This window comes from Sutterella megalosphaeroides, from assembly GCF_003609995.1.
In the GTDB taxonomy this organism is placed as follows: Bacteria; Pseudomonadota; Gammaproteobacteria; order Burkholderiales; family Burkholderiaceae_F; genus Sutterella; species Sutterella megalosphaeroides.
The window spans coordinates 246,653-266,789 of sequence record NZ_AP018786.1; the positions used below are offsets into that span (position 1 = coordinate 246,653).

General features: G+C 63.2%; 14 protein-coding genes and 1 tRNA gene. 14 read left to right on the forward strand and 1 reads right to left on the reverse strand.

The features are described from left to right. Positions 1-28: 28 nt before the first annotated feature. The 9 genes from hemE to glmS all read left to right on the forward strand — a co-directional run bounded on the left by hemE (position 29) and on the right by glmS (position 11,090). Positions 29-1,102 carry a uroporphyrinogen decarboxylase gene (gene hemE / locus S6FBBBH3_RS01155; RefSeq protein WP_120175998.1) on the forward strand — a complete coding sequence of 358 codons (1,074 nt, stop codon included), beginning with the start codon at positions 29-31 and terminating at the stop codon, positions 1,100-1,102. A gap of 316 nt (positions 1,103-1,418) precedes the next feature. Continuing rightward, the gene (priA, locus tag S6FBBBH3_RS01160) at positions 1,419-3,437 is read left to right on the forward strand and encodes a replication restart helicase PriA (protein ID WP_232008803.1); all 2,019 of its coding nucleotides are present in this window, start codon (positions 1,419-1,421) and stop codon (positions 3,435-3,437) included. A gap of 86 nt (positions 3,438-3,523) precedes the next feature. After that, positions 3,524-3,598: transfer RNA gene (locus S6FBBBH3_RS01165), tRNA-Arg, on the forward strand. An 85-nt stretch (positions 3,599-3,683) separates the two neighbouring features. After that, the gene (locus S6FBBBH3_RS01170; protein WP_120175999.1) at positions 3,684-4,094 is read left to right on the forward strand and encodes a gamma-butyrobetaine hydroxylase-like domain-containing protein; all 411 of its coding nucleotides are present in this window, start codon (positions 3,684-3,686) and stop codon (positions 4,092-4,094) included. A 4-nt stretch (positions 4,095-4,098) separates the two neighbouring features. Then, the gene (ubiE, locus tag S6FBBBH3_RS01175; protein ID WP_120176001.1) at positions 4,099-4,872 is read left to right on the forward strand and encodes a bifunctional demethylmenaquinone methyltransferase/2-methoxy-6-polyprenyl-1,4-benzoquinol methylase UbiE; all 774 of its coding nucleotides are present in this window, start codon (positions 4,099-4,101) and stop codon (positions 4,870-4,872) included. 45 nt (positions 4,873-4,917) lie between these two features. Next, the gene (locus S6FBBBH3_RS01180; RefSeq protein ID WP_120176002.1) at positions 4,918-5,889 is read left to right on the forward strand and encodes a Tim44 domain-containing protein; all 972 of its coding nucleotides are present in this window, start codon (positions 4,918-4,920) and stop codon (positions 5,887-5,889) included. Between the two features lie 321 nt (positions 5,890-6,210). Further along, complete coding sequence (locus S6FBBBH3_RS01185; protein ID WP_120176004.1) at positions 6,211-7,722, forward strand: sodium:solute symporter family protein; 1,512 nt, start codon at positions 6,211-6,213, stop codon at positions 7,720-7,722. A 145-nt stretch (positions 7,723-7,867) separates the two neighbouring features. Then, on the forward strand, positions 7,868-9,232 hold the full coding sequence (gene glmU, locus S6FBBBH3_RS01190; RefSeq protein ID WP_120176005.1) for a bifunctional UDP-N-acetylglucosamine diphosphorylase/glucosamine-1-phosphate N-acetyltransferase GlmU: 1,365 nt from the start codon (positions 7,868-7,870) through the stop codon (positions 9,230-9,232). A 28-nt stretch (positions 9,233-9,260) separates the two neighbouring features. Then, positions 9,261-11,090 carry a glutamine--fructose-6-phosphate transaminase (isomerizing) gene (gene glmS / locus S6FBBBH3_RS01195; RefSeq protein WP_120176007.1) on the forward strand — a complete coding sequence of 610 codons (1,830 nt, stop codon included), beginning with the start codon at positions 9,261-9,263 and terminating at the stop codon, positions 11,088-11,090. Between the two features lie 72 nt (positions 11,091-11,162). On the opposite strand, the gene S6FBBBH3_RS01200 is transcribed toward glmS, so the two are convergent. Continuing rightward, positions 11,163-11,810, reverse strand: coding sequence for a MarC family NAAT transporter (locus S6FBBBH3_RS01200; RefSeq protein WP_120176008.1), 648 nt, complete (start codon positions 11,808-11,810; stop codon positions 11,163-11,165). Between the two features lie 258 nt (positions 11,811-12,068). Between S6FBBBH3_RS01200 and S6FBBBH3_RS01205 the strand changes: the two genes are divergently transcribed. The 5 genes from S6FBBBH3_RS01205 to S6FBBBH3_RS01225 all read left to right on the forward strand — a co-directional run bounded on the left by S6FBBBH3_RS01205 (position 12,069) and on the right by S6FBBBH3_RS01225 (position 20,110). Further along, entirely contained in the window at positions 12,069-13,259 is a 1,191-nt protein-coding gene (locus S6FBBBH3_RS01205; protein ID WP_120176010.1) for an efflux RND transporter periplasmic adaptor subunit, read from the forward strand. A gap of 19 nt (positions 13,260-13,278) precedes the next feature. Then, positions 13,279-16,446: an efflux RND transporter permease subunit gene (locus S6FBBBH3_RS01210; RefSeq protein ID WP_120176011.1), complete on the forward strand. Its 3,168-nt coding sequence runs from the start codon at positions 13,279-13,281 to the stop codon at positions 16,444-16,446. Between the two features lie 95 nt (positions 16,447-16,541). Further along, a complete protein-coding gene (locus S6FBBBH3_RS01215) occupies positions 16,542-17,978 on the forward strand; it encodes an efflux transporter outer membrane subunit (protein WP_120176012.1) in 1,437 nt (478 codons plus the stop codon). 3 nt (positions 17,979-17,981) lie between these two features. Further along, complete coding sequence (locus tag S6FBBBH3_RS01220) at positions 17,982-18,635, forward strand: TetR/AcrR family transcriptional regulator (RefSeq protein ID WP_120176013.1); 654 nt, start codon at positions 17,982-17,984, stop codon at positions 18,633-18,635. Between the two features lie 197 nt (positions 18,636-18,832). After that, positions 18,833-20,110: a dicarboxylate/amino acid:cation symporter gene (locus tag S6FBBBH3_RS01225; RefSeq protein ID WP_120176015.1), complete on the forward strand. Its 1,278-nt coding sequence runs from the start codon at positions 18,833-18,835 to the stop codon at positions 20,108-20,110. Positions 20,111-20,137: the final 27 nt, after the last annotated feature.

Consider the following 20,137-nt stretch of genomic DNA (forward strand, 5'->3'; position numbering starts at 1 on the left):
TTCCACCAACGGGTTTGAAGCCACAACTATGAAACCGATCAATGATACGTTCCTGCGGGCCCTGAAGTGCCAGCCTACCGAGTTCACGCCGCTCTGGCTCATGCGTCAGGCCGGTCGCTACCTGCCGGAGTATTGCGAAACCCGCGCTCGGGCGGGCAGCTTCATGGGGCTTGCGCAGAATCCCGACTACGCGACGGAAGTGACGTTGCAGCCGATCGACCGCTACGGGATCGACGCGGCCATTCTCTTCTCGGACATCCTCACGGTGCCCGACGCCATGGGGCTCGGTCTCTCGTTCGTGGCGGGCGAAGGCCCCGTCTTCGCGCGTCCCGTGCAGACGGAAGAAGACGTGGCCCGTCTCTACGTGCCGGACCCCAACGTGGAACTGAAGTACGTGACGGACGCCGTTTCGAGCATCCGTCGCGCGCTGAACAACCGCGTTCCGCTCATCGGCTTCTCGGGCTCCCCCTTCACGCTCGCCTGCTACATGATCGAAGGTCGCGGCAGCCGCGACTTCCGTACGGTGAAGACCATGATGTACCGCCGTCCCGATCTGTTGCACCGCATCCTCGACGTGAACGCCCGCGCGGTCGCGTCGTACCTCAATGCCCAGATCAAGGCGGGCGCTCAGGCCGTTCAGATCTTCGATACCTGGGGCGGCATGCTCGCCGACGGCGACTTCCAGGCCTTCTCGCTCCGTTACACGAAGCAGGTGCTCGATGCGCTCATTCGTGAAAACGACGGCGAAGCCGTTCCGTCGATCGTCTTCACGAAGGGCGGCGGCGAATGGCTTTCCGACATCGCGGCGACGGGGTGCGATGCCGTCGGCCTCGATTGGACGGTGAACCTCACGCGCGCCCGCACGCTGATCGGCGACCGCGTCGCCCTGCAGGGCAACCTCGACCCGCTCGCTCTCTTCGGCGACGAAGAAAGCATCCGCCGCGAAGTGCGTCGCGTTCTCGACGCCTACGGCAGCGGTTCGGGCCACGTCTTCAACCTCGGGCACGGCATCAATCAGTTCACCCCGATCGAGAACGTTCAGATTCTCGTCGACGAAGTTCACGCCTACAGCCGTCGTTACCACGAAGCGGCGACGAACTGAAAAAACTCCAGGATGTTCCGAGAGTTGTGCACATGAAACGCCTCTCGGATAACGGATGAAAGAGGGTCTCCGAATACGGTTCGGGGACCCTCTTGGCTTTGATAAAACCCATAAAAATCAATAGGGTAAACGATCTTTCGGCGGGAGAGAACGATGTCGCGGCAGAGGGCCTCGGCAAGGGGAGGGGGCGGGGCGTCGAGAAATCCACAAAGTTATCCACACGGACTCGGGGGCTCGTCGGAAAACTCGATCCGGAGAACCCGCAAGGGAGAAGTTCGGCCTTGCTATAGTGGCCTCTCAAACGGAGGAAAGAGTCGTGTCGACGTTGAAAGCGGGGGATCAATTTGCGGGCGTGATCGTGGCTGCGCCGGGGTTGCCGGAATTGGACTACAAAGTTCCTTCCGACATGCTCGTGGCGGTCGGCGACCGCGTGCTCGTCACCTTGGTGAAGCGTCGCGTGGTGGGGATCGTCGTGAGTCTCAAGACGTCGACGGAAATCGCCGGCTCGCGCCTCAAAAGCATCCTGGCCGTTCTGAACGACATCGAGCCCCTGCGCGCCGAGTGGCTGGCGCTTACGAAATTTGCGGGGCTCTACTACCAGCACTCCTGGGGCGAAGCGGCGCTTACGGCCCTGCCGCTCTTTTTCCGCCGCGCTCCCGTACGAACGCACGCCAAGTGGTTGGAGAAGACCCGCGCGGATCGACCGCTCGAGTCGAAGCCCGTCGTGCGACCGGAATTGAACGCCGAACAACGCAGCGCGGTGGAGGCGGTGGGAAAGTCCGAAGGGTTCGCGCCCTTTGTACTCTTCGGGGTGACGGGCTCGGGGAAGACCGAGGTCTATCTCAATCTCATCGAAGAGGCGTTGGCGAAGACGCCCGACGGGCAGGTTCTGCTCCTCGTGCCGGAAATCAATCTCACGCCGCAGCTCGAGGGGCGCGTTCGAGGGCGCTTCCCGAGCGAGCGCGTCGTGGCGCTCAATTCGGAAAAGAGCGACTCCGAGCGCGCCGCGGCCTGGTTGGCCGTGCACGAAGGGCGCGCCCGCGTGTTGGTCGGAACGCGCATGGCGATGCTCGCGAGCTTCAAAAAGCTCGTGCTCGTGATCGTCGACGAAGAGCACGACGGCTCCTTCAAGGCGGGGGACGGCCTGCGCTATTCGGCGCGGGACCTGGCGGTCTGGCGCGCGTCGAAAAACCGCTGCCCCGTGATTCTCGGCTCGGCCACGCCGTCGCTTGAGACCTGGATGAAGGTCAAAAAGGGCGACTACCGACTGCTCGAACTCAAGCACCGTGCGGCCTCGAAGGCCGAACTCCCGTCGATCGAACTCATCGCGCCGCCCGAACGCGGGAGCGGCACGGCCCTTTCGGCCGCCGCGCGCGAGGCCGTCGAAGCGGTGCTCGCCGAGGGGCGGCAGGTCATTCTCTTCATGAACCGTCGGGGCTACGCGCCGGTGCTGAGTTGCGGCGCCTGCGGCTGGGTGAGTTCCTGTCCGCGTTGCTCGGCCTTCACGGTCTTTCACAAGCTTGAGCGCCGTTTGGTGTGTCACCACTGCGGCTTGAGTCGTCCCGTGCCCGATGCGTGTCCGGGATGCGGCAACGTGGACATCATGCCGCGCGGCACGGGGACGGAGCGCATCGAAGAGGAGCTCGGGAAGACGTTTCCGGGGAAGCGCATTCTGCGCATCGACCGCGACAGCGTGTCGAGAAAGGGCGAAGCGGAAGAGGCCTTCGCCAAAGTCCATCGCGGCGAGGTCGATCTCCTCGTCGGAACGCAGATGATCGCCAAGGGGCACGACTTTCAGAACGTGGGGCTCGTGCTGATTTTGAACGCCGACGCTCAAATTCTGAGTCCCATGACGCGGGCGCGGGAACACCTGTTCGCAACCCTCATGCAGGTGGCGGGCCGAGCGGGTCGGTCGGGCGCCCGAGGGCGGGTGCTCATTCAAACGCGTTTCCCGGGCGACCCGCTCTTTGCCGCGCTCGCCGATCAGAATTACCCCCGTTTCGCCGATCAACTCCTCGAGGAACGCGAGGCCAACCTGTGCGTGCCCTTCGTCTATCAGGCGCTCCTGATGGCCGAATCGACCACGCTCGCTCAGGCGCTCGCCTTCCTCCGGGATGCGGCCAAGCTCGGATTTGCGACGGCTCCGGAGACGGTCCGGGTCTACGATCCGGTGCCGATGACGCTGGTGCGCCTCATGAATCGGGAGCGCGCGCAGCTTCTCGTCGAAGCCGACGACCGCCTGTCGCTCAACCGCTTCCTGAAGACGTGGAGCGCGCAACTGCCGCAAACCTCGGCGGTCAGCTGGGTGCTGGAGGTGGATCCGGCGGACATCTGACGCCGTCGACGGACGGCGAACACTGTTAACACGACGAGGAAGGGGCGCACAAAACGCCCGGCGTTCGATATAATTCCCCTTCGCGTCTCCACGTGGTGAAATGGATATCATACGGCCCTCCGAAGGCTGCGTTACAGGTTCGATTCCTGTCGTGGGGACCATGCCAGTTTTATTCGGCTGATGAAGCCGCACATGTCGGGCCCGCAGTATACGTACGCGGGCCCTCTTGTTACCAAGGGAGGTCGCATGCGGGTCCCCGTCGACATTCTCCAGAATCAGAAAAGCCGCACGCTTGAGCTTGTCTATGAAGACGGGCATCACGCGGTTTTCCCGTTCGAATTTCTTCGCGTCATGTCGCCCTCGGCCGAAGTGCAGGGGCACACGCCCGACGAGGCGCAGCTGCAGGTCGGCAAACGCGACGTCGGCATTGCCGGCCTCGAACTCGTGGGGCTCTATGCCCTGAAGATCGTCTTTACCGACGGTCACGACAGCGGCCTTTACAGTTGGGACTACTTCGAGGAGCTCGACAAAACGCAAAGCGAACGTTGGGACCGCTACCTCGAAGAACTCAAGCGTGCGGGCGCTTCGCGCGACCCGGACGATCCCGCCAACATCCCCTTCATGCCCAAGCCCCGCGCCTCGTGCGGGCATCACTGAGAAAATGGACGAAAAGCAGACCGGCGGCCGGCCGAAGGAGCCGCACCAGATCGACTTCGGCTACAAGATGATCGACGAGGACAACAAGGTGAACGAAGTTCGCCATGTCTTCGACAGCGTGGCCCCCAAGTACGATCTCATGAACGACGTGCTGAGCTTCGGTACGCACCGCCTCTGGAAGGCGCGTTGCATCCGCGAGGCCCGTCTTTCTTCCGGCATGAAGGTGCTTGACATCGCGAGCGGCACGGCCGACCTGGCAATCGAAATGGCCAGGCGCGTCGGGCCGGGCAACGTGACGGCCACCGACATCAATCACGAAATGCTCGCCATCGGCGCGAAGCGCCTTCATGCCGCGGGCTATCCGTCCGCCGTGGTGGAGGCCGACGCCGAAGAGCTGCCGTTTGCCGACGACTCGTTCGATCGGGTGACGGTCTCCTTCGGGATCCGCAACATGACGCACAAGGACCGGGCGTTGAAGGAAATGTTCCGCGTCCTGAAGCCGGGCGGACGCCTGCTCGTGCTCGAATTCTCGAAGTGCGCGGGCTGGTTAAAGCCTTTTTACGACTTTTACTCGTTCCGTTTCATGCCCTGGCTCGGTGCCAAAATTGCCGGAGATGCCCCGTCCTATCGGTATTTGGCCGAATCGATCCGCATGCATCCCGCGCAGGAGCCGTTTGCCCGGATGATGACAGAGGCCGGATTCTCCGACGTCCGATGGCACAATCTGACTTTCGGGATCTGCGCGCTTCACATCGGTGAAAAGAGCGCTCGGTCCTGATTCGGATTTCAACAGCGTTCTCCACGCATCTTCCAGAGGTTTTCCATGAAGAACTTCCTTGCCGCCCTCGTTGTTTGCGTCGCGTTGGCCGCGACGTCTTTCGATGCCGAGGCCGCTCGTCGTTTCGGCGGCGGATCGAATCTGGGCAACCGCTCCGTACCGACCTTCAGCCAGAAGGCCGCGCCTAACGCCGCGCCTCAGGCGCCCGCCGGGCAGATGCGCGGACAGAACGCGACGCCGAACCGTGCGACGCCCGCACAGCAGGCTCCCGTTCAGAAGCCTTCGATGATGCGCAGCGTCCTTACGGGCCTTGCCGCTGCGCTCGGCATCTCGGCGCTTTTGAGCCTGCTCGGCATCAACGGCGCCGGCATGGTGAGCTTTGTCATGGGGCTCCTCCTTGTTGTGGCGGCCTTCATGGCCGTTCGCTTCTTCCTCGCGCGCCGCGCTCCGGCTGCCGCTTCGGGCGGACACGCCCCCGAAACGCGTGCGAGCGAAACGGTGATGCGCCGCGCGCCCGTCGACACGAACGCTTCGACCACCTCGACCGTCTCGGCGGCTTCGGGCGCCGCCGCTGGGAGCGTCATGGATCAGTTCACGCGCGGTGCCCGCGTTGAGGAGCCCGGTGCGGCCGTCGACGTGACGCCCGCGGACTTCGATCGCGAAGCCTTCCTCAAAACCGCCCGCGACAACTACGTCCTTCTCCAGAAGGCTTGGGACACGGGCAACGTCGTGGAGATTTCCGACTTCACGACCGAGGACGTCTTCATCGCCATCACGCACCAGCTACGCGAACGCGGCCATGAGACCTATCGCACGGAAGTGGTCGAACTCTCGAACGAGCTCCTCGGCATCGCGTGCGAAAACGGCGAGTACCTCGCGAGCGTGCGCTTCGTCGGCACGCTGCGCATCAACGGCGAAGACGAGTCCGTTGACGAAACGTGGCTTCTCGTGAAGCCCGTCGAAGGGAAGGGTGGTTGGCTCCTCGGCGCCATCAAGCAAAACGAAACGCCGAACTGATGCGAGTCGGCCTCCGGCGCACGCCGGAGGACCTTCGGCACAAAAGAAAAGGACGGGCGACCGTCCTTTTTCCATATGTGGGGATGACACCTCGAGTCGGGTCCGAGCAGGTCGTAGATGTTTGATAAACAAAAAAGGTTTTTCGAAATTCGGAGGAAACGACCCTAACCTTTTTTGATATGGATGAAACATTGCCCGATTGAGGGGGACGAGGGGTAAAAACCGGGGCGACGGGGGCGGCCCTCCGGGAATTTATCCCTACAATGCGCGCAAATAAACTCGGTTTTCCGTTCAACGTCGTTTTATAAGGACATTCGTGAGATGACGCTGATTGGTTTTATCCTCCTCTATCTGCTCGTGACGATCGGCATCGGCGTGTACGCCTCCATGCGCGTCAAGAACACCAACGACTTCGCTCTGGCCGGTCGCAGTCTGCCGCTCCCGATGGTGATTACGGCGACCTTTGCCACGTGGTTCGGGTCGGAAACGATCCTCGGTTTGCCCGGACGCTTCATCGAAAGCGGCATTGCCGGCGTCGTCGAAGAGCCCTTCGGCTCGGGCATGGCCCTCATTCTCGTGGGTGCGTTTTTCGCCCAGAAGCTCTACAAGCTCAACATCCTGACGATCGGCGACTACTATCGCGATCGTTACGGGCGCGGCATCGAAGTGCTCTGCTCGATTTTCATCGTGCTCTCCTACCTCGGGTGGGTGGGCGCGCAGATCACGGCGCTCGGCCTCGTCATCAATCTCGTCACGGGCGGGTACGTTTCCGTCACGGCGGGCATGATCGTGGGCGCTTCGGTCGTGTTGCTCTACACGATGGTGGGCGGCATGTGGTCGGTGGCGATGACGGACTTCATCCAGATGATCGTCATCGTCGCGGGTCTGGTGGCGATCCTCTTTTTCGCAAGCGACCTCGCGGGCGGCATGGGGAACGTGCTCGACTACGCGCGCGAGCGCAACCTCTTCCATGCGCTGCCCGAACCGAGCCTCAACGGGTGGCTCTTCTGGATTTCGGCCGCCATGACCATGATGATCGGTTCGATTCCGCAGCAGGACGTCTTTCAGCGCGTCATGTCGGCGAAGAACGTTCAGACGGCCGTGGCGGGCCCGATCATCGGCGGCTCCGTCTACATCCTCTTTGCGTTCGTGCCGATGCTGATCGTCGTTGCGGCCGTTTTGGTGATGCCGGAAGCCGCGCAGCGCATGCTTGCGGAAGATCCGCAGCAGCTCCTGCCCACGCTCGTTCGCGACTACATGCCGATGTGGCTTCGCGTGCTCTTTTTCGGCGCGGTGCTCTCCGCGGTGATGTCGACGGCGTCGGCCACGATGCTGGCGCCCGCGACCACCTTTGTGGAGAACATCTTGAGCCACTACGTCACGCTCAACGAAAAGAACCTCCTGAAGGCCATGCGCCTCACGGTGGCGGGCTTTGCGGTGATGGTGCTTCTCTACTCGATCTACTTCGAGGGCGCGGCCGTCTACGACATGGTGGCGATGGCCTATCAGTTCCCCGTTGTGGGCGCCTTCTGGCCGTTGGTCTGCGGGCTCTACTGGAAGCGTACGACCCGACAGGGCGCCTACTGCTCGATCGTCGTCGGCGGCATCGTGTGGTTCGTCCTGACGGCCACGAGCCTCGGCGAAGTCTTCCCGAGCGTTCTCGGCGGCTTCATCGCGTCGGGTCTCGGCATGGTGGTCGGCTCGCTCCTGCCGACGACCGGCAACCGCGAGTACCTCGAAGCGTGGCGTCGTCGCCAGCACGAAGAAGCGGCGGCCGCAGCGGGTGCGGCCTCGCCCGAATCGGGCGCATTGCCCGCGGCGCTGCCCGCGTAACTTCGCGGGGATTCGCTTCGGGGGATCCGTTAAAATTCGAAATGAATGGCGAGCGGGCCGCCTTACGGGGCGGCCCGCTGCCATTTTAGAATTTCGCCCGATGCGACGGTCGTTTCGGCCGTCGGTCTACAGAAGGATTCCCCCCATGAATATCGTCATCCTCGCCGCCGGTCTGGGCAAGCGCATGTGCTCCCGACTTCCCAAGGTCCTTCAGCCGCTCGCGGGTCGACCCATGCTCGACCACGTGCTCGAAGCGACGGCGGGCTTTTCGGGGGCGCCCCGAATCGTGGTGGTCGGGCATTGCGCCGACGAAGTGAAGCGCCGATACGAGGGGCGCGACGATCTGACGTTCGTGCTGCAGTCGCCGCAACTCGGCACCGGGCACGCGCTGATGCAGGCCTGCCCGGCGCTCGACCGTACGGATCCGCATACGCTCGTCTGCCTCGGGGACGTGCCCCTGCTTTCGCCCAAGACCGTTCGGGCGATGCAGGAGGAGTGCGACGCGAACGATCTGGTGCTCCTTACCGTGGAGCCCGCCGACCCCAAGGGGTACGGGCGCATCGTGCGCGATGAGTTCGGGCGCGTGACCTCCATCGTGGAGGAAAAGGACGCGACGGCGGAAGAAAAGATGATCCGCGAAGTGAACACGGGGATCATGGTACTGCCGACCGCCCGCTTGGACGAGTGGCTTGGCGCCCTCACGAACACCAACGCGCAGGGCGAATACTATCTCACCGACGTGATCGGTCTCGCGAGCCGTTCGGGCGCCCGCATCGCTACGGTCCACCCCGAACACGTCTACGAGGTCGAAGGGGTGAACTCCAAGGCGCAGCTCGCCCGACTCGAGCGCGTCTGGCAGCGCGCTCAGGCCGACCGCCTTCTCGAAGCGGGCGTCACGCTGATCGACCCCGATCGCATCGACATCCGCGGGGAGCTTGTCTGCGGGCGCGACGTTGAAATCGACGTCGGCTGCGTGTTCGAAGGCCGCGTCGAACTGAAGGACGGCGTGCGCGTCGGAGCGCATTCGGTTCTGAAAAATTCCGTCGTCGAAGCCGAAACCGAAATCCTCCCCTTCTGTCATATCGAAGGCGCCCGGGTGGGCGAAGCCTCCCGGATCGGTCCCTACGCGCGTCTGCGTCCGGGTGCCGAACTCCACGGCGAAAACCACATCGGCAACTTCGTCGAAATCAAGAAGTCGACGGTGGGGCCGCAAACGAAGATCAATCATCTCTCCTACGTCGGGGACGCCGACGTGGGCGCGCGCGTCAATATCGGCGCGGGCACCATCACCTGCAACTACGACGGCGTGAACAAATTCCGCACGACGATCGGCGACGATGCGTTCATCGGCTCCGACACGCAGCTCGTCGCCCCCGTGACGGTGGGGGCGGGCGCGACCATCGGCGCGGGCACGACGCTCGTGCGTCGCGCGCCCGACAACAAGTTGACGCTCTCGCGCGCCCGACAGGTAACGATCGACGGCTGGGTCCGTCCGACGAAAAAGAACTAACGGAATTCAACGAAAAAGGAAACCGGATATGTGTGGCATCGTTGCGGCCGTGAGCCGTCGAAACATTGTTCCCGTACTGCTCGAAGGGCTGCGCCGCCTCGAATACCGAGGTTACGACTCCTGCGGCGTCGCCGTGGCGACCGAGGGCGGACTTCGCCGCGCCCGGTCCGTCGCGCGCGTCGCGGAACTGAAGGCGCAGGTCGAAGCGCAGAAGCTCGAAGCATCGACCGGCATCTCGCACACGCGTTGGGCGACGCACGGCGCGCCCGAAGTGGCGAACGCCCACCCGCACTTCTCCCACGGCACGATCGGCGTCGTGCACAACGGGATCATTGAAAATTACGAAGAACTTCGCGCGCAGCTCGCTTCGAAGGGTTACGAATTCACGAGCCAAACGGACACCGAGGTGATCGCCCACCTCGTGCATTTCCACTACAGCGGGTCGCTCCTCGAAGCGGTCGAACGGACGGTCTCGGAACTTCGCGGCAGCTACGGCATCGCCGTCATCGCGGCCGGGGAGCCGGATACGGTGGTGGCGGCCCGCCAGGGCTCGCCCCTCGTCGTCGGTCTCGGCGAGAACGAAAACTTCGCCGCCTCGGACGCCATGGCGATTGCGGGCGAAACGGAACGCTTCGTCTATCTTGCCGAAGGCGACGTGGCGGAAATCACGCCGCAGACCTGCCGCATCTTCACGCGCGAGGAGGGTGTCTGGACGCCCGTCGAGCGCGAGGTCAAGGTCGTTCACGCGTATTCGGGCGCGGTCGATCTCGGCCCCTACCGCCACTACATGCAAAAGGAAATCTTCGAGCAGCCGCGCGCCATTGCCGACACGCTCGAAGGCGTCAATGCGGTGACGCCGGAGCTTTTCGGCGCGGATGCCGAAACGGTCTTGCGCGACACGAAGCGCATTTTGTTCCTTGCGTGCGGCACGTCCTACTACGCGGCGCTCACGGCCAAGTACTGGATCGAAGCGATGGCGGGGCTGCCCGTCGACGTCGAAATCGCGAGCGAATACCGCTACCGCGCGAGCGTGCCGGATCCGGACACGCTCGTTGTGACGGTCTCGCAGTCGGGCGAAACCGCGGACACGCTCTCGGCCCTGCGCCACGCCCGGGACGACCTCGGCATGACGAAGACGCTCACGATCTGCAACGTGGCCACTTCCGCCATGGTGAACGAAAGCCGCCTTGCGTACATCACCCGTGCGGGCGTCGAAATCGGCGTCGCGTCGACGAAGGCCTTCACGACGCAGCTCGTCGCGCTCTACCTGCTCGCGCTCACGTTCGCGAAGCTGCGCGGTCGTCTCTCGCCCGCCGAAGAAGAGGCCGAACTGAAGAGTCTGCGTCACGTGCCGACCGCGCTCGGCGCCGTGCTCGCGCTTGAGCCGCAGGTGATCGACTGGGCGGAACGGTTCGCCACGAAGCAGCACGCGCTCTTCCTCGGTCGAGGTCTCCACTACCCGATCGCGCTCGAAGGGGCTCTGAAGCTCAAGGAAATCAGCTACATCCACGCCGAGGCCTATCCCGCGGGCGAACTCAAGCACGGGCCGCTCGCCCTCGTGGACAAGGAAATGCCCGTCGTGACGGTGGCGCCGAACGATCGGCTTCTCGAGAAGCTCAAGTCCAACATGCAGGAAGTCCGGGCCCGCGGCGGCGAACTCTACGTGTTCGCCGACGGCGACAGCCGGATCGAGAACGCGGAAGGCATGCACGTCATTCGGCTACCCGAAAACTACGGCAAGCTTTCGCCCGTCCTGCACGTCGTGCCGTTGCAGCTTCTCGCCTACCACACGGCGTTGACGCGCGGCACCGACGTGGACAAGCCCCGCAATCTCGCCAAGAGCGTGACGGTCGAGTAACGCCCGAACGACTTTCGACGAAAAAGGCGCCCCTTCGGGGGCGCCTTTTTATCGGGATCGAAAAGCGTTCGGTCAGCTTCCCGCCATGAAGGTTCGAATGCCCGAACCGACGAACTGCACGCCGATGCAGATGAGGAGGAACCCCATGAGCTTGCCGAGCACGAGCGTGCCCGAGGGGCCGAGACGGCGCGTGATGATGTCGGAGTAGCGCATGACGGACCAGTTGACGAGCGCGGTGCAGCAGATGGCCGCGGCCGTCCAGGCAAAGGCGATCACGATGTCGACGTAATCGGTGAGTTCGGCGATTTCCGTGGAAAAGCCGATCACGACGGCGATGGTGCCCGGCCCGGCAATGCCCGGCATGGCGATCGGGAAAAAGGCGTAGTCGTCCTTGTCGCGGCGCACGATTGGCGCTTTGTTCGGGGTGGTTCCGCCGAAGAGCATTTGGTAGCCGATGGCGGCAACCACAAGACCGCCCGCAATTCGCATGGCGCCGTAGGAGATCCCGAAGAAGGCGAGGAGCACGTTGCCGCCCACGAGGCTCACGAGCATGATGACGGCGGCATAGATGCCGGCCCAGTTGGCCTGCTGACGACAGCGCTCTTCGCTCATCCCCTGGGTTAGGCTGACGAAAAGCGGAATTTTGGAGGGCGGATTCGTGATGACTAGGAGCGACACGAGCGCGCCGAGAAAGTACTGAAAGTGGATGGTTTCGAGCATGACGGGCCTCAACGCCCGGAGGCGGGCGGGAGAGGAGTTTCCCGGGAAGGGGCCTGGTGAATCTAAGTAGAAGTGTATTCACGCCCGCGCATTTTGTCACAGACGAAGCGGGTTCGAGACATTACGGTGCCGCAATAAAAGCAATTGGATTGCGACTGTGTTATAAGGTGGACTTTTGTGGGGTTGAACATCTGTTCAAGAGATGAGAGCCCCGTAAGAACCGAATTCGAATAAACGGAAAAAGAAGGCAAACTGACAATGCAGAATCGGAAAATCTTGGCCGCGGCGCTTGCCTGCGCTCTCGGTGCGGCCGCCCTGACGGGCTGCACGGAGGACAATGCTGCTCAGCAGGCGGCCTCCGCGTCGCAGGCTCGGCCTCCCGCCGAAGTGAAAGTGATTACGTTGAAGGCGGGCGATCATGCGATCGATACGGTCCTTACGGGGCGCACGAGCGCCTATCACGTTGCCGAGGTTCGCCCTCAGGTGAACGGCATCCTCCAGAAGCGCCTCTTCACGGAAGGCGCGCAGGTTAAGGCGGGAGAGGCGCTTTACCAGATCGATCCGGCTCCCTACGAAGCCAATCTGAAGAGCGCTCAGGCCTCGCTCGCGCAGGCCCAGGCCACGCTGAGCCAGGCGCGTGCCGACGCCAAGCGTTCGGCTGAGCTCGTCAAGATCAAGGCGGTGTCCGTTCAGGCGAACGACGCCGCTCAGGCCGCGCTGAAGTCCGCCGAAGCGGCGGTCGAAGCGGGCCGCGCCGCCGTGAACGCCGCGAAGATCGATCTCGGCTACACGAAGGTTCTCTCGCCGATCTCGGGCCGCGTTTCCCGCTCCGAAGTGACGGAAGGCGCCCTGATGGGTGCCTACCAGGCGCAGATCCTCACGACCGTGCAGCAGCTCGACCCCATCTACGTCGACGTGACGCAGACGGCCGAAGACATGCTTCGCATTCGTCGCGAAATCGAAAAGGGCACGCTCAAGACCGACAAGGACGGCAACGCCCGCGTGACGCTCGCTCTGGCCGACGGGACGGCGTACGGTCTCGAAGGCAAGCTCACCTTTACGGACGCTCAGGTCGAAGAGTCGACCGGTTCGGTCAAGTTGCGCGCGGTCTTCCCGAATCCGAAGTCCGAACTCATGCCCGGCATGTACGTTCGCGCGCGTCTTCTCGAAGGCGTTCGCCCCGAAAGTATCCTCGTCAACATGCAGTGCGTGATGCGCGATACGAAGGGTACGGCCTACGTCTACGTCGTGACGCCCGACAACAAGGTCGAACGCCGCGACATCGTCGTCAGCCGCACGGAAGGCACGAACTGGCTGGTCGACTCGGGCCTGAAGGACGGCGAACGCGTCATCTTCGAAGGCTTCCAGCGCACCGCTCCCGGGGCGACGGTCAAGCCCGTCGAATTCAACCCGGCGGATCTGCCGGCTCCGAAGCCGCTCTTCGAGTAAATGACGGAGTCGTTCTGAGATGTTTTCGCGTTTCTTCATTGACCGGCCCGTATTCTCCTGGGTGATCGCCCTGGTGATGATGTTGGCCGGGCTTCTCGCCATCAATACGCTCCCGGTGAGTCAGTATCCGCAGATCGCGCCTCCGCAGGTGTCGATCACGGCAACCTACCCGGGCGCTTCCGCCACGACGATCGAACGTACGGTCACGCAGGTGATCGAACAGAACCTCGTCGGCCTTGACGGCTACATGTACATGAACTCGACCTCCGACTCAGCGGGTCGCGTTTCGATTACGGTGACCTTCGAGGCGGGGACGAACCCCGACATGGCGCAGGTTCAGGTTCAGAACAAGATCCAGACGGCCCTTTCCACGCTGCCGCAGGTCGTGCAGCAGCTCGGCGTGACGATTCAAAAGACGTCCGCGAGCTTCCTGATGGTGCTCGGTTTCGTGAGCACCGACGGGAAGATGAAGGCGGCCGACCTGGGCGACTACCTTGCTTCCGACATTCAGGAACCGATTTCCCGTGTCGAAGGCGTCGGCGAAGTCCAGGTGTTCGGCGCCACCTACGCCATGCGCGTGTGGCTCGATCCGGACAAGCTCGTCAAGTACCAGCTGAATCCCTCGGACGTCATTGCGGCCATCCAGGCGCAGAACCAGCAGGTTCGCGTGGGCGGCATCGCGCAGCAACCGACGGACGGTCGTCAGGAATTCACCGCGACGATTTCCGCGGCGAGCCTGCTCGAGACGCCCGAAGAGTTCCGCAAGATCCTTCTGAAGGTGACGCCGGAAGGCGCCAAGGTTCGTCTTTCGGACGTGGCCGACGTGCGCATCGGGTCCGAGCAGTACATGGCCTTCGCCACGTACGACGGACAGGAATCGACGGGTATCGCCATCAAGCTCGCGTCGGGGGCGAACGCCCTGCAGACGCAGGCCAACGTCATGCAGCGCATCGAAGAACTTCGACCCAACTTCCCGCAGGGCGTCGAAGTCGTGGTGCCGTTCGATACGACGCCTTTCGTGCGCGCCGCTCTGCATGAAGTGGTGAAGACCCTGGTCGAAGCCATCATCCTGGTGGTCTTCGTCATGTTCCTCTTCCTGCAGAATCTGCGTGCGACGTTCATTCCGACGATTGCCGTTCCGGTGGTTCTGCTCGGTACCTTTGCGGTTCTCGAAGCCGCGGGCTTCTCGATCAACATGCTGACGATGTTCGCCATGGTGCTCGCGATCGGGCTTCTGGTGGACGACGCCATCGTGGTCGTGGAAAACGTCGAACGCGTGATGCGCGAGGACGGTTCGTCCGCGCGCGACGCGACCGTGAAGTCGATGGGGCAGATTCAGGGCGCTCTGGTCGGCATTGCCATGGTGCTTTCGGCCGTGTTCATTCCGATGGCCTTCTTCGGCGGCTCGACGGGCGTGATTTACCGTCAGTTCTCGATCACGATCGTGGCGGCCATGGTGCTCTCGGTCGTCGTGGCTCTGACGCTCACCCCCGCGCTTTGCGCGCAGGTTCTGAAGCCCGTCGATCACGGCGAACACATGGGCAAGGGGGGCTTCTTCGGCTGGTTCAACCGCGGGTTCGACGCCTTCACGCACTTCGTGCGCGACTGCATCGCGGCGACGATCGGCAAGCGCATCGTGACCTTCGTCGCGTACGCCGGCATCATCGCTCTCGTGGTTCTCGGCTTCATGAAGGTGCCTTCGAGCTTCATGCCGGCCGAAGACCAGGGCGTGATGCTCATGCAGTTGCAGCTTCCGCAGGGCGCCACGATGGAACGTACGAACCGCGAGCTGCAGAACATCGAAGCGTACCTGAAGAAGACGGAAGCGGCCTCGCTCGACCACTTCTTCGTCGTGCGCGGCTTCTCGTTTGCGGGCTCGGGCCAGAACATGGCTCTGGGCTTCCTGAAGCTCAAGGACTGGGCCGACCGTCCGAACGCCGAACAGGGCGTGGCCATGATCCAGCGCCGCGCCATGGGGGCCTTCATGATGAGTCCGCAGTTCATGAACGGGAGCGCCTTCCTCTTCCCGCTGCCTTCGGTGCCCGAACTCGGCGTGGCCGACGGCTTCGACTTCTACATCCAGGACCTCTCCGGTCAGGGACACGCGAAGTTGATGGAGGTGCGCAACGCGTTCCTCGCGAAAGCCAATCAGGACCCGCGCCTCACCATGGTTCGCCACAACGGTATGGACGACACGGCGCAGATGCAGCTCACCCTCGACTACGAGAAGCTCTCCGCGCTGAGTCTTGATATCGGCACCGTGAACGCGACGCTCTCGACCGCTCTGGCCGGCAGCTACGTCAACGACTTCATGGACCGCGGCCGCATCAAGCAGGTCTGGGTGCAGGGTCAGATCGACTCGCGCATGCAGCCCTCGGACCTCTACCGTTGGCATGTTCGCAACGCCAAGGGCGAGATGGTTCCGCTTTCGGCCTTCGCGTCGATGAGCTGGGACTACGGCAGCCCGATGCTCGAACGCTTCAACGGCGTTTCGGCCGTGAACATTCAGGGCAGTCCCGCTCCGGGCGTCGCCTCGGGCGAAGCCATGAACGCCGTCGAAGAGATTGCCGCGGAAGTCCTTCCGACGGGTTACGGCATTTCCTGGAACGGCGTCTCCTATCAGGAACGTCAGTCGGGTTCGCAGCAGACCGCGCTCTATGCGATCTCGGTTTTGATCGTGTTCCTCTGCCTCGCGGCGCTCTATGAAAGCTGGTCCGTGCCGATCGCGGTCATTCTCGTGATTCCGTGCGGCGTGGTCGGGGCTCTGGGCCTCACGTACTACCTCGGCATGAACAACGACGTGTACTTCAAGGTCGGCCTCCTGACGACGGTCGGTCTGGTTGCGAAGAACGCGATTCTGATCGTGGAATTCGCCAAGGACATGGTGGACAAGGGCGAGGACGTCGTGCACTCGGCGCTCGAAGCCGTTCGTCTGCGTCTGCGTCCGATTCTGATGACCTCGCTCGCCTTCGGTCTCGGCGTTCTGCCGCTCGCGATGGCGTACGGTCCGGGTTCGGGTGCGCAGAACGCGATCGGCGTGGGCGTTCTGGGCGGTATGATCACGGGGACGGTGCTTTGCGTCGCCTTCGTGCCCGCGTTCTACGTTTCGATTGTGGGCATCAGCCGCTTCATCTCCGGGAAGCGTCATCACGGGACGCCTTCGAACGGTGAGGGCGCATCGGCTTGATCGACCTTCGAGGACCGGGGAACTTTCTCCGGTCCCCTCTCCACACTCAGCGAATTCGGGGCGACGATTCGCCCCGAATTCGGCAAGGGACAAACATGCAGAAGAAACAATTGACGATTCTTCCGGTCGTTCTTCTCCTGACTCTGACGGGCTGCGTGAATCTTGCGCCCGATTACGAGCGCCCCGCGGCGCCCGTTGAAAGCGCCTGGCCTCAGGGCGAGGCGTATGCGACGACCGAAGCGAAGCGGGCGGCCCTTCCGGTCTGGAAGGACTTCATCGTGGACGAACGCCTCGAAAAGGTGATCGACCTCGGCTTGGAAAACAACCGCGACCTGCGCGTTGCGGCGCTCAACGTCGAACGCGCCCGCGCCCTTTACGGCGTGCAGCGCTCGGAGCTCTTCCCGACCGTGGCCGCCGCCGCGCAGAATGCGGCGCAGCACACGCCCGAAACGCTTTCCGCGACGGGCCGCTCGAGTACGGGCCACCAGTACACGGCGCAGCTCGCGATGTCGAGCTACGAACTCGACTTCTTCGGGCGCGTGCGCAACCTCAACGAGCAGGCTCTGCAGAACTATCTGGCGTCCGACGACGCCCGCCGTTCCGCCAAGAGCACGCTCATCGGCCAGATCGCCATGACGTGGCTCACGTACGGTGCGGACGTCGAGCAGCTGAAGCTGCAGCGTGAAACGCTCGCCAGCCAGGAAGAAAGCTTCCGTCTCGTCGAGGAGAGCTTCCGCCTCGGCGCCGTGAGCCAGCTCGACTACGAGCAGGCCCGCACGACCGTGGCCGCCGCCCGCGCTTCGATCGCCGCGTATCAGCGCGCCGTCGCCGTGGACCGCAACGCGTTGCAGCTCCTCGTGGGCGCTCCGATTCCCGAAGAGCTCCTGCCGACGGGGATCGAACTCGCCTCGACCCTCAAGGTGGCTCTGCCCGAAGGGATGCCGAGCGAAGTGCTCCTCAACCGTCCGGACGTCCAACAGGCCGAACGGTCGCTGCGTGCGGCCAACGCCTCGATCGGCGTGGCGCGCGCCGCGTTCTTCCCGAGCGTGTCGCTCTCGCTCGGCGGCGGTACGGGCTCCCTGCACCTCTCGGACCTCTTCGGCGGCAATTCCGGCATGTGGAGCTTTACCCCGAACGTGGCGCTTCCGATCTTCACGGGCGGGCGCAACCTTGCGAATCTCGAAGCCGCGCGCGTCGACGAGCGCATTGCGGCGACGAATTACGAGAAGGCCATTCAAACGGCCTTCCGTGAAGTGGCCGACGCGCTCGCGACCGAAGGCACGATCGAGGGCGAACTGAAGTCGCGGGAAGAGTATGCCGACGCGGCCGGCAAGGCGTACGAAATCTCCAATTCGCGCTACCAGCACGGGGCTGCGGCCTACACCGAAGTGCTCGACGCGCAGCGCGCGAAGGTCTCGGCCGAACAGGTTCTGATCACGACGCAGCTCGCGCGTGCTTCGAGCCTCGTCACGCTCTACAAGGTGCTCGGCGGCGGTGCGCTCGAAGAGCCCGCCAAGCAGGGCATCGACTGACCGATGTCGAAGCAAACCGACACCTACATGCAACGCCGCCGCGAGATTCTCGAGGCGGCGGAGCGTTGCGTTTTGCGCGACGGCCTTCGAAAGCTGCGCCTGCGCGACCTTGCCAAGGAGTCCGGCCAGAGTCTCGGGAACTTCTACAACTACTTCGAGAACAAGCAGGCTCTGATCGAGGCGCTTGTCGAGAAGGAGGTCGACTGGTTCATCCGGAGCGCCACGCTCCCTTCGGAACCTCTGCCGGCGGGCGCCACGTATCGCGAACGTCTGCGTCGCAGGCTGGAAACGTTCGTTTCCGCCTACCTGTCGCCCGACGGCGTGAAGACGATGTTGTCGATTGCAAGCGAAGCGTTGGTCGACCCGAAGGTGCGGGCCATTCTGAAGGCCGCCAACAAGCGCGTTTGCGAGCGGATGGTTGCGAACATCTCCGAAGACCGCGAGGTGATCGAGCGTCTCCCGCCCGAGGTGCTCGAGGTGCGCATGCAGCTGACGCGCTCGATGCTCGAATCGGTGCGCGTGATGCTCGTCTTCGACGACGACCTGGATCCGGTGCTGATACGCAACACGCTCGTCGACCGGCTGACGGACATGTTCATCGACGAAATCGCCCGGGATCACGGGGTCTCGCCCGAGGAAATCGCCCGACGGGTGTGAGGCGCCGTACGCGGCACCGTACGTGGCAGAAAGGGGGAGTTCTCAGGACTCCCCCTTCGTGCGAAGGGAAAAGCAGGAAGGGATAACCCCCACGCACGGGCGGCGTGAGGTATTCTTCAAAAACTCGCGTCGCAGTGCGGCCTTTTGGCGCCGTTGCCGCGCGGATTCCTCAAAATCGTTTTTCAGAGGGCAACGCAATGGCAGGCCAAACCGCAAAGCGCACTCCCATCTACAAAGTTCTTTATTTCCAGGTCATTTGCGCGATCCTGATCGGTATCGGGCTCGGCGTGGCGGCTCCCGACATCGGAGCCTCGATGAAGCCTCTCGGCGACGGCTTCATTCGTCTCATCAAAATGATCATCGCCCCCGTGATCTTCTGTACCGTCGTGACGGGTATTGCCGGCATGGAGGACATGAAGAAGGTGGGCAAAACGGGCGGCCTCGCGCTGCTTTACTTCGAAGCCGTCTCGACGATCGCTCTCGTCATCGGCCTTTTGATCGTCAACACGATCGAGCCGGGCACGGGCATGCACGTCGACCCCGCGACGCTCGACGCCTCGGCGGTGTCCGCGTACACGGGTCCGGGCAAGATGCACACGACGACCGAGTTCCTCATGAACATCATCCCGAACACGGTCGTGGGCGCCTTTGCGGACGGTGAAATTCTGCAGGTGCTCTTCTTCTCGGTGCTCTTCGGCTTCGCCCTGCACAAGTTCGGCGGCCGCGGCACGCTGATTTTCGACGTGATCGAAAAGAGCTCGCACGTCCTCTTCCAGATGGTCGGCATGATCATGCGCGTCGCTCCCGTGGGTGCTTTCGGCGCGATGGCCTTCACGATCGGCAAGTACGGCATTGCGTCGCTCCTTCCGCTTGCGAAGCTCATGGGGACCTTCTACCTCACGTGTCTCCTTTTCATCCTCGTCGTCCTCGGGGCCATCTGCCGCTCGCACGGCTTTTCCGTGCTGCGCTACATCAGCTACATCAAGGAAGAGCTCCTCATCGTGCTCGGCACCTCGTCCTCGGAATCGGTGCTTCCGCGCATGATGACGAAGATGGAGCAGGCGGGCGTCTCCCGCTCGGTCGTGGGTCTCGTGATTCCGACGGGGTATTCCTTCAACCTCGACGGCACGGCCATTTACCTCACCATGGCTGCGGTCTTCATCGCGCAGGCCTGCGACGTGCCGATGACGCTCTCGCAGCAGGTGACGCTCCTTGCGGTGCTGCTCCTTACCTCGAAGGGTGCGGCGGGCGTGACGGGTTCGGGCTTCATCGTGCTCGCGGCGACGCTCTCGGCCGTGGGGCACGTGCCCGTGGCGGGTCTCGCGCTCATTCTCGGCATCGACCGCTTCATGAGCGAAGCGCGCGCGATCACGAACATGATCGGCAACGGCATCGCCTGCGTGGTGGTGGGTCACTGGTGCCGCGAAGTCGACAACACGAAGCTGGCCGAAACCATCGGGCTCAAGAAGCGGTAAAGGCCGCTTACCCGGCATGAAAAAAAT

Bases quoted from the DNA above. Each gene is read 5' to 3' on its own strand.
- hemE (WP_120175998.1), top strand. From the start codon at position 29: ATGAAACCGATCAATGATACGTTCCTGCGGGCCCTGAAGTGCCAGCCT.
- S6FBBBH3_RS01225 (WP_120176015.1), top strand. From the start codon at position 18,833: ATGGCAGGCCAAACCGCAAAGCGCACTCCCATCTACAAAGTTCTTTAT.
- glmS (WP_120176007.1), top strand. From the start codon at position 9,261: ATGTGTGGCATCGTTGCGGCCGTGAGCCGTCGAAACATTGTTCCCGTA.
- S6FBBBH3_RS01205 (WP_120176010.1), top strand. From the start codon at position 12,069: ATGCAGAATCGGAAAATCTTGGCCGCGGCGCTTGCCTGCGCTCTCGGT.
- S6FBBBH3_RS01170 (WP_120175999.1), top strand. From the start codon at position 3,684: ATGCGGGTCCCCGTCGACATTCTCCAGAATCAGAAAAGCCGCACGCTT.
- S6FBBBH3_RS01185 (WP_120176004.1), top strand. From the start codon at position 6,211: ATGACGCTGATTGGTTTTATCCTCCTCTATCTGCTCGTGACGATCGGC.
- S6FBBBH3_RS01210 (WP_120176011.1), top strand. From the start codon at position 13,279: ATGTTTTCGCGTTTCTTCATTGACCGGCCCGTATTCTCCTGGGTGATC.
- ubiE (WP_120176001.1), top strand. From the start codon at position 4,099: ATGGACGAAAAGCAGACCGGCGGCCGGCCGAAGGAGCCGCACCAGATC.
- glmU (WP_120176005.1), top strand. From the start codon at position 7,868: ATGAATATCGTCATCCTCGCCGCCGGTCTGGGCAAGCGCATGTGCTCC.
- S6FBBBH3_RS01215 (WP_120176012.1), top strand. From the start codon at position 16,542: ATGCAGAAGAAACAATTGACGATTCTTCCGGTCGTTCTTCTCCTGACT.
- S6FBBBH3_RS01180 (WP_120176002.1), top strand. From the start codon at position 4,918: ATGAAGAACTTCCTTGCCGCCCTCGTTGTTTGCGTCGCGTTGGCCGCG.
- S6FBBBH3_RS01220 (WP_120176013.1), top strand. From the start codon at position 17,982: ATGTCGAAGCAAACCGACACCTACATGCAACGCCGCCGCGAGATTCTC.
- S6FBBBH3_RS01200 (WP_120176008.1), bottom strand. From the start codon at position 11,810: ATGCTCGAAACCATCCACTTTCAGTACTTTCTCGGCGCGCTCGTGTCG.